This is a genomic window from Ekhidna sp. (assembly GCF_963691765.1).
Taxonomy (GTDB): domain Bacteria; phylum Bacteroidota; class Bacteroidia; order Cytophagales; family Cyclobacteriaceae; genus Ekhidna.
On the sequence record NZ_OY829375.1, the window covers coordinates 3810097 to 3823300 of the forward strand.

7 protein-coding genes are annotated in these 13204 nt (G+C 38.9%); 6 read left to right on the forward strand and 1 reads right to left on the reverse strand.

The features are described 5' to 3' along the window. Positions 1-18: 18 nt before the first annotated feature. Positions 19-5451, reverse strand: coding sequence for an alpha-2-macroglobulin (locus tag ACY650_RS17105; RefSeq protein WP_462249303.1), 5433 nt, complete (start codon positions 5449-5451; stop codon positions 19-21). 68 nt (positions 5452-5519) lie between these two features. Between ACY650_RS17105 and pbpC the strand changes: the two genes are divergently transcribed. The 6 genes from pbpC (at position 5520) to ACY650_RS17135 (ending at position 13200) form a co-directional block, all read left to right on the forward strand. Beyond that, entirely contained in the window at positions 5520-7862 is a 2343-nt protein-coding gene (gene pbpC / locus ACY650_RS17110) for a penicillin-binding protein 1C (protein WP_462249305.1), read from the forward strand. A 36-nt stretch (positions 7863-7898) separates the two neighbouring features. Then, positions 7899-8102: a DUF6728 family protein gene (locus ACY650_RS17115; RefSeq protein WP_462249307.1), complete on the forward strand. Its 204-nt coding sequence runs from the start codon at positions 7899-7901 to the stop codon at positions 8100-8102. A 9-nt stretch (positions 8103-8111) separates the two neighbouring features. Further along, entirely contained in the window at positions 8112-8846 is a 735-nt protein-coding gene (locus tag ACY650_RS17120; protein WP_462249309.1) for a transporter, read from the forward strand. A gap of 104 nt (positions 8847-8950) precedes the next feature. Next, the gene (locus tag ACY650_RS17125; RefSeq protein WP_462249311.1) at positions 8951-9928 is read left to right on the forward strand and encodes a sensor histidine kinase; all 978 of its coding nucleotides are present in this window, start codon (positions 8951-8953) and stop codon (positions 9926-9928) included. Then, complete coding sequence (locus ACY650_RS17130) at positions 9928-10704, forward strand: LytR/AlgR family response regulator transcription factor (protein ID WP_462249313.1); 777 nt, start codon at positions 9928-9930, stop codon at positions 10702-10704. The genes ACY650_RS17125 and ACY650_RS17130 overlap by 1 nt, the downstream gene beginning before the upstream one ends. Positions 10705-10821: 117 nt before the next feature. Beyond that, entirely contained in the window at positions 10822-13200 is a 2379-nt protein-coding gene (locus ACY650_RS17135) for a TonB-dependent receptor (RefSeq protein ID WP_462249315.1), read from the forward strand. Positions 13201-13204: the final 4 nt, after the last annotated feature.

Sequence of the window (13204 nt, forward strand, 5' to 3'; positions counted from 1 at the left end):
AAATTCAGTAGCAAGCAATTATTTCACAACCACTTTTCCGGCTCCATGATATGAATGATACTCGTTATTATACATCGCGTCAGCTGCAACAGGACCTAAGTTGTACGTTCCTTTTGAAACCGCCCTCACCATATAGTAATAGCTTTGCGGTACGTAGTTGATATCAGTAAACAGGTGTACTCTGTCGTCTCTAAAGTCTGAATAGTCAGGTGTATTGGCTCCTTTGATCCATCGATACGCTGGCAGCTGTCCAAAGCGTGGGTTTTCAACTTCAAAGCATCCAGGAAGCATGTCAGTGACTACTACATTGTCAATCTTGGTTCCGAAAGTATTGGTAAGATCTAACCGAACGATCAATCGATCATTTTGCTTGATGTTATTGAGATCTGCTTTAGCTCCATTTTCATGGTAGTACGTTCTTCTAACCTTAATGTAGTTGTCTTCCTGCACGTAAGAGCCGTCTTTGCTGATACCTTCTGATTCCCAGAAATAGTAAAGTGTACCACTACCACTGGTATTGATAGAAACTTTTCCTTGCACATCATCACCATCGAGCTCTAGAGGTTCATTTGTGTTTTTGAATGAGCCGATAGTCTTGCCGTTGGCCTTTACTTCCGCATTGATTGAAGTATTTTCAGCTTCTTTTGCAATCCTTCCTAACGCAATTAAGCTAAATGCCCGTTCTTGTGTGCTGTACCATCCCTTGCTTTTCAATGCTTGAGAAATGTGTTTTGCCATCACCGGAATCTCAGCATTGGTAGGATCTACATCTAAGAGTGCGGTAAGTGCAATCGCTTCATCTCGAATAGGAGAGTAGAAGCTTCCTCCTGTTGATCTGATCTTGGATTCGCTGACAAATTGTGTCTTTATAAGATCTCTGCTTTTTGTAGGATTTCCAGAAAGTACATAAGCCGCACTAAGCAAGTATTTACTGTCAGAGGTCAAGGATGAAGATTTAGACAGGTAAAAATTCATCGTTGAAGTTTGCGGTTGACCTGCTAAAGCCAGCACATAAAGTGCATAGATGCTTCCTCTAGGATAGATGGCTCTCTTTTGGCTATAGGTATAATAGTAGTCAATCACACGTTTTTCGTTCGCTTTGCTAGCCAGGTACTCCAATGCTTCTGATAGCACTCTGTTATCAACATTGTATCCTGCTCTTTGCGCTTCAACCAGGAAGTGTGTGGCATAGACAGAACCCCAAAAAGATTCTGTGCCTCGACCTGGCCAATAAGTGAAGCCTCCATTGTACAACTGCATCAAGTAAATCCGCTTTATTGCTTCATTTACGATGTAGTTCGCGTTTTTGACTGATAGATCGTCATTGCTCAATACACCACTTGATATGTTTCTATAGTAAAGAAGAGGAAAACCTTGTGAAGTTGTTTGCTCCAGACATCCATATGGGTAACGAAGTAGATACGATAGATCTTTTGTGAATTCAACCATTGGAGACTTACTCACTATCAGCTTCCGTTTCACAGTTTTTTCAATAAAGTTTGAGTCCTTTATTTCAGCCTCTTCGGTTTTACTTCCCTTTATCACTCCCGATCCGGTAAGCTTTAGCAGTGGAGAGTTTGGCCTAATCGTAATATCAGTCGTGTGATTGTAGGTGCTACTTCCATCCTCCACTTTTATATTAATCTGGCTACTACCAATATTATTATCAGAGTAGAGCTTGTAAGAGAGTGACGTTTCTTGTTCCGCTTTTAAAGATTCTTTGGTCGATGCATTGCCAACTATATTTAGCAAATCTGCGGTTGTCACCTCGACATCAGCGCGTATCTGATCAGCGGTTGTATTTGAAATAGCAACAGGCATTACAAGTGTGTCGTTAGGACTTAGGAATCTTGGGATTCCAGGACTAATAACAACAGGATCGGCTACTTTCATGTTATCCTGCCCATTACCAAATGCTTCGTTTTTAAATGCTACAGCCATGATCCTCAAATCACCAGAATATTGAGGAATGTCTATGGTGTATTCTAAGTCACCGCTATTATCTGCTTGTTTTATACCGCTCCAGAAGCTCACCAGTTTTACACGGTCATTATTCAACGGATTTATTCGTGATGAAAGCTCGGCGGCCAAACCAGCTCCACCACCAGTGAGGTTACCTGCAATCTCAGGGAACAAGTATGGATATACATCATATGATTTCACTCCAAGCGCTCGCTTTCCATAGAAGAACTTGTACGGATCTGGTGTTTGATACTTGGATACTTGTAAAATCCCCTCATCTACAACAGCCAAACCAACCATGGCATTGGGAGCGGTAGATATTTTTATTGTCTGCGATTTATTGGACTTAGATTTTTCAACTGCTTCGATTGCGATCTCTAACTTGTTTTCAGGCTTATCTACTTTGATAGGTCTATATCCATGAGCCACTGTTAGTGGAATGTCAGACTCCTTTTGCGGTTTGAATAGGGTGGTGGCTACAAAGACGTTTGGCAGGTAGGTATCTTTGATAGGTAAATCAAACTGGGCAGACCTATTGTTTGCTTCCACATAAAAATGATCCAGTACATTGTTGCTTTCTACCGTCACCAATACTTTACCTGAGAAAGGAGTCTTCAAAAGAACCTTAGCGGTCTCTCCAGGCTGATATTCATCTTTATCTAAAACAATGTCTACTTCGCCTTCATTATCTACTTCAAACGAGTTTACTGTAGTAGATCCATATCCGTAAGCATAGAAGCTCCTCGATACATAATTGTTGACTCCAGGAGGGAAAATTCTCACTTCGTATCTGCCAGAAAGATCTGGGATGAAAGATATGCTAGTGTTTTCTCCATTAAATTCAATTTCCTTGTCTTCAATTATTCGTTCATAGCTCTGTGATCGATAACGATAATAACTGCCAGACTTAGCTAGAACAGTTTTATACTCATGCTTGATCACTTGTACGGTAGCAACTTGACCATCTAGTACTTTTTCCTCTCTATCGAGGGCAATCAAGTTTGTTTTAACCAGGTCACCAGTCTTTACCCAGTAATCATCGCTTTTGAGACCGAAAAAGACTTCTTGGGTATACACATTTGATCTGTTGATCACGCCGACAGGTCTTCCTGTCTCGTCAAAAACGGTTACAAAGGCTGTTAATCTTAGAATACCATTGTTTTTGTAATTAGATGGTATCTCAACAGAAATGCTTGCATTACCTTGACCGTCAGTAGTTCCAGATTTTGTGATATCATAAAACTGGGTGTTGCTTTTGTAGTAACTGAAATTATATCCTCGGTAGTTTTTTGGATAGAATCCAGTTTTGGTCCACTGCATACGTACTTCGTAATTTTTGTTTGCAGCGGGAGGACCGAAGAAATTAACAGCGTTGACATTGATTCCAATTTTGCGATCAACTGGAGAATACTCTTCCTTGTCCAGTTTGGATTCTACTTTAATCCTATCTGGTAGAAATTCTTCTACTTTTAGCGTAGCACTAGTTAAGAATTTGTCGTTCGAAGTTTTGACAGTTATGGAGTAGTTGCCGGTCAAACTTGCTTTTGGTAAGTTGATTGATGTCTCTGCTGATCCCTGGTTATTTAGAATTTTCTGTTGATTGATGAATTCTCTTCCATCGGGAGTTCTAACATTTATCTTAACAGGTATTTCTCCAGGTAGTCCCCATTTACGATCCCTTACAATTACCGCAAAATTGGCCGTTTCACCAGGTCTGTAGAGATCTCTTTCCATGAAGATAAAACCTTCGTATACTCGATCTCCAAGGTATTTACCACCGATATCATAGCGGGAGGTTTGTACAGATGTCGACCCAAAATCGACTAGGTTATAATCGTCTTGCAGGCTAGCAGTTATCATCTCTGGCCTAAATCCATTTGGAAGATTTGGATCGAGATCGAATACGGCAACGCCTTGGTTGTCGGTTGTTACTGTTTTTAATTTTTGATTATTACTACCAATTATTGAAACTGAGGAATTGGAAACAGGCTCGCCTGAATCCAACGAGTTTACAAATACATGAACTTTGTCATCACCATTTTTTACGATGATGCCTAGGTCAGAAATCGATATCAGTCTTGAGTCTTTGAGCCATCGGTTTTCAGTAGATCTTACTTGCACGACATATATGCCTTTGTAATCGCTCAGTTTATCATCAAAATCAAGGTTTAATATGCTGCTATTGCCTTCTTTTTTAAGATCTGATGTTTTGATGGTTTTTGTCCAAACCTGATCTTGAAGATTTGTGTTATTGTAGTTATAACCGTAGTAATATTCATCAGAATTGTAGTCATAGTAGTAGTCACGGCTTGCTAGAAACGACTTAGCATTGTTTTCATAGAGTTTAGATACTACTACTTCTACCTCCGGGATATTTAGTATTTGGACTTTTATATTCTTAAAGCCTTTTCTACTCAAGAATCGTGTTTTAGTGCTAGCAAACTTGATGGTAGGTTGAACCTTTCCGAATGAGAATTCCTCTCGGTAGTTATTTTTTAAAATTCCACCTATTTCTCCTTCGATTCCTTCCTTTAGAATCACTTCATACTTTTCAGATACTTCGAAGGATTCACTTGTGATTACAAATCCATTGGTTCTTCTTTCAACATCATAGGAAACTTTGGGCTTTATTTCAATGTACTTCTCATAATCCTCCAGTTGAGGGGCCTGAGAAGTAACCACAGTAACTATGCCCTTAGATCCATCATAATTTGAACTCACATTGTTTACCTTGAAATTGAATGGGCTGTTGAGGTTTGTGGTAATTAATCTTTCTTCTTTCGTGGCTTGGTCACCACCAAAAGGAATAATCCCAGGCTGTAAGCTGACCTTTACAGGTATTGTTAAATCTTTCAACTCATATTGATCAACATAAAATTTGACGGTGCGAGCATATTCCTCTTTGGTGTCCATTACAAAGGCTGCTTCATCAGCTCCTAATCGCAGCTGGATCTTGCTCTTCAGTTCTGAAACAGGCACTGGAAAATTGAATTCTAACTCAACAAATACCTTCGGTGTGTCTTTTGATTTTTTATCTAGCCTCGCCCAATATGAAGCAATTCTATAAACGCTTAATGGCGTTGTGGTGAATGAAAATGAAATATCATCTCCAAGTGAATAATCCGTTCCTTCAGGGAATATGTTTTTAGTGACCACACCACTAATGGTTGTTGCTGGCGGTAATTTTTTGGAGGGAGAAAAAACTAAGGTGCTTGGAGATTGCCAATTGAATACGCCCTCGATGGGAGGTTCAAATTTTATAAATTGTGTGCTGTCCCACTGATTAAGCCAGCTTTCATCTGCAACATTTTGTGAAAATTCGATGGTGAAGTTTTGTGTAGTATTCACTTCTTCACCAAAGTTCTTGTAAGAGATTTCAACCTTGTTTTTATTGCTGCATGAAAATGTAAACGATGCTACAAAGACAATGAGAAATACATTTTTAAGGATTTTAATTCGATTGGATTGGTAGTTAAGATGAATAGGCATATACGCGTGTAGTTAGTTAGGTGTGAGCAATGTAAATAATATTAAAATCAAACCTCATTAAAGGCAATATGAAGTTTAGGAAAATATCAACATATTTCCGAAAAAGTCTACTAAAAATAGTCTCTTTAGGAGTACTGTTTATAGTCTCTCTTTTCCTGATCTTTCTACTATTAGATTATGCCTTTCCCTTTGAAAAAGAGGTGTCATATTCCACGCTCATTGTAGATGATAATGATAATATTCTCAACGCTTACCTTTCTCCTGATGATAAATGGCGGCTTTATCTAGATAGCTCTGAAATAACGGCAGATCTAAAAAAGGCAATACTCTTTAAAGAAGATCAGTATTTCTATTCGCATCCTGGTGTTAATCCCATTTCAATATTTCGGGCGTTCTTTCAAAACATTTCAAGCGGAAAGAGGAAATCGGGAGCCTCGACTATTACGATGCAATTGGCTAGACTACTTAATCCAAAAGAACGGACGTATGGCAATAAGATAGTTGAGATGTTTAATGCCCTGCAACTGGAATATCACTACAGCAAGGACGATATACTGCGACTCTACCTTAATCTACTTCCATATGGTGGGAATATTGAGGGAGTGAAGTCTGCTTCCCATATCTACTTTGGAAAAGATCCAACACTCTTAAGTCTTGCTGAATTGGCTGGTATTGTGGCTATTCCAAATCGTCCCAGTTCATTGTCAATTAAGAAAAGTAGTGATCCGATAAATCAAGCAAAGGATGAATGGCTTGAGCGGTTTAAAGCTGCAAACGTTTTTCAAACACATATTATTGATCTTGCCTTTACCGAAGAATTGAAACCAAAGAGGAGGGAGTTGCCGAAGCACGCACCACACCTTTCTCGAAGGCTAAAATCGGAAGTTAAAAGCAACATTATAAAGACCTATGTGCATTTTGAAAATCAAAAGAAGTTAGAAGAAATAGCCAAGACGCATATCAACAGGTTGAGGTATTTGAATGTGACCAACACCTCAATAATTGTGGTAGATAATGAATCAAGGCAAGTTATCAGTTACGTTGGTTCAGCTAACTTTTATGACGAGTCCAGTGCTGGTCAAGTTGATGGGGTTAATGCCATAAGATCACCCGGCAGCACATTAAAACCGCTGTTGTATGCGCTCCACTATGATAAAGGAACACTGTCTCCCAAAAGGAGGATTGCGGATGTTGAAATGAATTTTGGTGGATACATTCCAGAGAATTACGATAACACCTTTAACGGTTGGATATCCTCTGAAGAAGCGTTAAAACAGTCCTTAAATGTGCCCGCAGTAAATCTTCTTAATGAATACGGAGTTCAAGAGTTTATCGAGCCACTAATTAGATCCAAATTTAGGACGATTGAGAAGACAAAGAATAGGTTAGGACTATCGGTGATTCTAGGAGGATGTGGAGTATCCCTGGAAGAGCTTACAGGACTCTATTCTTCATTTGCCACAAAGGGTAATTTTAAGCCATTAAGGTATTTTAATGATAATGACTCTACATCGTATAGTAGTGAAATTATTTCAGAGGAGTCCGCCTACATTTTGACAGAAATCTTAACAGAAGTGACACGACCAGATTTGCCAGATAGTTGGAAAGACAACCCAAATCGTCCTAAAATAGCTTGGAAGACCGGAACATCGTTTGGAAGACGTGATGCCTGGAGCATTGGATACAATCAAAAATATACAATTGGTGTATGGGCTGGGAATTTTTCGGGTGAAGGTGCGCCAGAACTTTCCGGTGTAGGAGTGGCAGCGCCCATTCTTTTTGACGTTTTCAATGCGATAACCGATATCTCCACTTACGATTGGTATAAAAGGCCATCTGGTGTGGATCGTGTGTTAGTATGCGATGAGACAGGATTACAACCCAATTCATTTTGTACCCATACGGTTGCTGATCATGTGATAGAGGGTGTGACTATACCTACACTATGTCAACATTTAAAGCCCGTACTAGTTAGTCCAGATTCTTCTGTGAGTTATTGCATGACTTGTATCAAAGATGCGGATAAGCATATTGAAGCACTATATCCGAATCATTCTGCTGAGATGTTGGATTATTTTAAAAATGAAAAAATCACTTTCTCTGAAATTCCGCCGCATTACAAATTTTGTGAGCGCGTTTTCCCAAATCAGGGATTGGAAATAATATCTCCAGTCGACCGTCTGGAATACTACGTAGATGCCAATGATGAAAAACAAATACAGTTAAAGGCACAATCACCTTCCAATGCAACAAAATATTACTGGTACATCAACGATGAATTTTTTAAAGCTGTTTCTAGAAACGAAGAGCTCTACTTTACACCTTCAGAAGGAAAAATTAAGATTTCTTGCAGTGACGACAGAGGAAGGAATCAAGACATCATGATAGCTGTAAAGAAGGTTAGCTTCTAGAACACTTTTATAACTTTGGCGGTTAATAGTGTAGATATGATCGAGAAGAAAAATCAAGAAAAAGAAAAAGTCAATTACTTTGACTTCACAGAGGTGCTCACATATTTCTTTCGAAAGAAAGATCCGAATCGCCCAAAGAGCTTCAACCTGAGAGCAATGCACACCATCAATAAGATTTCCATCTTGATGTTTTTAGGTGCGGTGATAGTGATGATTGTAAGAGCAATCTCAAGGGCGTAGTTTTGCGGTATGAGAAAACTAATCGCAATTTTTATGCTATCGAGTGCGATATCATCGATAGCTCAGGATTCTAGTCCAATTGTAACTGACCGTCCTACACAATCAGCAGCTTCAGCGGTTCAAGCTAAAGGTGATCTTTTGGTTGAATATGGTTTTGTGTCCGAGAAGGCTGGGGATTTTACCAATATTACTTTGGCAAACCTGCTGCTTCGCTACGGAGTAATTGATGGTGTGGAAATTAGAATTACTCAGAATATCAATCAAGTGAGCAGCGACCTTGATGATTCTAAAGTTAGTGGACTATCACCATTAACTATAGGTACCAAGGTTCATCTGGTAGAAGAAAATGGAGCGGTACCTCAAATAAGTGTAATTGGCCAGGTGACACTAAATAATGGGGAGGAGGCTTTCAAGCCGGGAGAGACGATTCCTGAATTACGATTGAATTTTTCAAACACTTTGTCTGAGTCACTTTCTTTAGGCTATAATCTGGGAATGGCATTTCCTCAAGACAATTCACAGACGTTTTATACGCTAGTACTGGGATACGCTGTTTCTTCTGGTGTCACTGTCTTTGCTGAGCCATATGGCTTTTTTCAAGATGGAGTATCTGATCACAGGTTCAATACAGGGGTGATTTATCTCGCTAAAGATAATTTCCAACTGGACCTTTCAGGAGGATTCGGCCTGTCAGACATTTCACCAGACTTCTTTATTGGTTTTGGTGCTGCTATCGGATTTTAATATAAACCTGAAGCCTTATTCGAATTATAAAAGCTTTAGCTATTAATTAAGCAGGTTCGACCTGCTTATTTTTTTGCTATTGGATTTTATTGGTACGTTCGTGTATGTCTCGCGCTGAGAAATACCTGCCATTTGTTCTAGCCTTGTTTGTGCCTGCTCTTAGTTACATCAATAGCCCGGTAGATATGACTGGACATAAAAGAGTTTACATTCTTGCTAGCTATGTCACTTCTTCCATGTTTCTGCTTGGAATTTGGTTCTACAATCGCTGGCTTTTAAATAAAGACTACCTATTAAAAAGGTGGATAGGTCTCAATGCTTCACTCATTGTAGCCAATGCAATGCTAATTGCAGCTATTGGTTTAATTCATTCTTTTAGAGCCGTAGATCCCAATCTACCTTCTTGGTTGGTAATGTTTCGAATATCATTAGCTACAGTAATTTTCAATGTTACACTAAGAGTGTTCAGAGCTCAAAAAATGCACGCTCAACTCAAAATGCATAATTTGTCCTTACAGGCAGACAACTTAAAATTTCAAATAGAAACACTCAAGCAGCAAATAAATCCTCATTTTTTATTCAACAGTCTGAATACATTACTCGACTTAGTAGAAGAAGATAGTAAGGCCGCAAGTGGGTATATACGCAACTTTTCAAACCTATATCGGAGTGTTCTTCAAAGTTCAAAGTTGGATTTTATTCAACTAAGAGATGAGCTTCAATTTTTGGATGATTACTGGAGACTTTTGAAGATACGCTTCAACGATTCGATTGACTTATCTATAGTAATAGATGAAGACAAATTGGACAGTTTAATTCCTCCGCTTAGTCTGCAACTTCTTGTAGAAAATGCGGTGAAGCATAATGAGGCCACTGTTGAAAAGCCTTTGGCAATTGGCATCAAGCTAGAAGAGGATCATCTCATAGTTTCGAATAAAGTGAATATCAAATCCTATCCAGAGCATAGTGAGAAGGTTGGGTTAAGAAATTTGCAACAAAGGTTTACCGCTTTGCTTCGTCCAATAAACTATGGTGTGGAGAACAATATGTATGTGGTAAGATTACCCTTAAAAAATGGTTGATGACTGAATTGATAAAAATAGCGATTGTAGAAGATGAGGATTCAGCGGTAAGTCGTCTCAAGAAAGAATTGTCTCGATTAGATGAATTTTCCTTCGAGATTATAGCTATCTGTAAAAGCATCTCTGAGTCAGTAGAATGGCTAGGTTCTTCTCCGAATGTAGATCTTATTTTTCTTGATATTCGATTGACTGATGGCTCTAGTTTTGAGATTTTCAATCAAATAGATGTCCCTTGCCCAGTAATTTTTACGACAGCCTATGATGAGTTTGCATTAAAGGCATTTAAAGTAAATAGTGTTGATTACCTACTTAAACCCATAGATCCAAATGATTTAGAAACTGCGGTAAAACAGTATTTGAAGCAGAAATTATCTGACAATGAATCATCAATAATTCATCGAATACAGGAAGTTGCCAAAGAGCTAAGGCCTTCTGAGTATCGTTCGAGTTTTCTCGTTTCTTATCGGCACAAGATGAAGATGATTAATGTAGCAGATGTCGCTTACCTCTACATAAAGGAACGAGCCGTCTTTCTTAGAATGAAAGATGGACAAGAGTATCTGATTGAGTTCTTTTTAGATGATCTGGAGAAACAGTTAAATCCGGTTCAGTTTTATCGAGCAAATAGGCAGTTTTTAGTATCAAGATCCTCCATTTTTGAAATTGAACCATATTTTAACGGAAGACTTATTTTACTGGTGAAGCCTGAAGCCTACACCTCTGTAATTGTAAGTAAGGAAAAAGCTACTCACTTCAAACGGTGGGCTGACTATTGAATATGATTCACTTTAAATTAAGACGCTTCAATTGTTAAATAACATGTTTCTGCAAGAAATGGATCGGAGATAAATATTCAAATTAGAAAATTAGCACCAACAATGATTTAGTCCTGAATGAACTCGCATCAAAAAAATATATGGAAATCAACTGGGTTGCTCTTTTGGCTACTGCTCAGTTTTTGTGTGCAGGCTCAGAGCACAATTTCAGGTAAGGTGGTTGAAAGAGGTACCAAAGAACCTTTACCGTTTGCCACGGTTGTGATCAAGGGGACTACCGCAGGAGTAGTTTCTAATGTAGACGGATTTTTTAGTTTGGTAAACGTCAATACCGATGGGCTAGTGCTCGAAATAAGGTATGTTGGATATACCACAGTTGAAGTAGAAGTGATTAATGATCAAGAGTTGATTATCGAACTGGATCCGATTGATAATGAACTGGAAGAAGTAGTTGTTACTGCAAACGCCAATAAAATTTTTGATGCTTCCGCTGGAACAAGTGTTACTACGCTTTCAACGAAACAAATATCAGTGCTTCCCAGTGTAGGTGAGCCTGATATCTTTAGGTCATTGCAAATGTTGCCTGGAGTTAGTAGCACCAGTGAAAGTTCATCCGGACTTTTCATAAGAGGAGGAACGCCGGATCAAAACCTCACAATCCTTGATGGAATGACCGTGTACAAAGTAGATCACTTCTTTGGATTTTTTAGTGCATTCAATTCAAATGCAGTTAAGGACGTTCGATTATTTCGCGGAGCTTTCCCTGCAAGATATGGAGGTCGAATGTCCGGGGTAGTAGAGCTAACCGGTAAAACAGGAAGTTTTGAGAAAAGGCAAGGAGGCTTTAATCTTAGCTTACTTAGTGCTGGAGGATATTATGAAATGCCGATTGGGAAGAAAGTATCCTTGTTTATTGCAGGCAGGAGGTCATATTCTGAGATCTTAAAAGGCGGTCTTTACAAAGACTTGATTGGTAGTTTGTCCAATCAGGAGTCCTTAAGCAACAATCAGCTAGCCAATGCTACCAATATCAGCACGGAGCCTGACTTTTATTTTTTTGATTGGAATTCCAAGCTCTCTTATCGGCCTTCAGACAAGGACATGATTACGCTAAGTACCTACAGCGGAAAAGATTTTTTGGATGAATCTCAGAACTTTTTTGACAATGTTACTGAAGAAATCGCCTTCAATTATACACTTGAAGAGCTTACAGATTGGGGCAATATTGGGGCTTCTACGAAGTGGTCAAGACAATGGAACCCACAGATTTATACCAACTTTCTTGTAGCAGGATCAGAATATTTTAGCAACTATGAAAGGGATGAGAACCTAATAATCACACAGACTGACTCTGTTATTTTTGATTGTGACCGGAGGACCCTGGAAGACAACAGTGTAATCGACCTGAGTATTCGTGCTGACCTGGAATATCAGATAAGCTTAAAGTCGAAACTGGAATTTGGCTTTTCAGTAACCAACAATCAAATTGAATATGACAACATTCGGGACGATACAGTGGTGCTATTAGATCGTTCGCAAGAAACAACGTATTGGTCTGCGTATGCTTCCAATGAAAGTAAAATAGAGAAGTTAACCCTTACAACCGGCGTTCGATTTACGAATTATGAATTTGCTGATGATGTTCTTTTTGAACCTAGATTCAACGTTTCTTATGATGTAACTTCAAAATTGAAGTTAAAAGGAGCCTACGGTAGGCACTATCAATTTGCGAATCAAATTGTGAATCAGAATATATCTGAAGGGTCAAGAGAATTTTGGCTACTGGCAGACGAAGATATCATTGACATTGGTAGGGCAGAGCATTTTGTGGGCGGAGCATCTTACAAATGGGATACATGGTTGATTGATGTCGAAGCATACCATAAGAATTTAGATGGAATCACTGAGTTCTCACTACAATTTAGAAGAGGAGTGGATGATTCGGTCGAGGAGCTATTTAGAATTGGTGATGGCGTAGCTAAAGGAGTTGAGATACTTCTTCAGAAAACTCAAGGCAGGTATACTGGTTGGATTTCCTATACGCTGAGTGATATACAAAATACATTCCCCGATTTGAATGATGGATTTGCTTATCGACCGCTACATTATCAACAGCATGAATTTAAAATGGTCCATTCGTTGGAAGTAGGTCAATGGAATTTTGCTGCCAATTTTATTTATGGTTCAGGTAAGCCATTTTCTCAGCCTTCAAATCGTTACGATGTTGAATTGCTAGATGGTCGGACCCTTGAATACGTAGGTTTAGGAGCACGAAACTCTTCGTTCAATCCAGCATATGTTCGTTTAGATCTTTCAGCTAATTGCGATTTCAAAATTAAAAAAGCAGATGCCAGATTGGGGCTGTCCTTATTCAACCTGCTTGGTAGACGCAACATTTGGTACACAGAATATGACTTTGGACAGTCACCACCATTAATCAATGAGATTACTTACCTCGGATTTACACCAAACTTATTGTTCTCTGTAAACTTTTGACAAC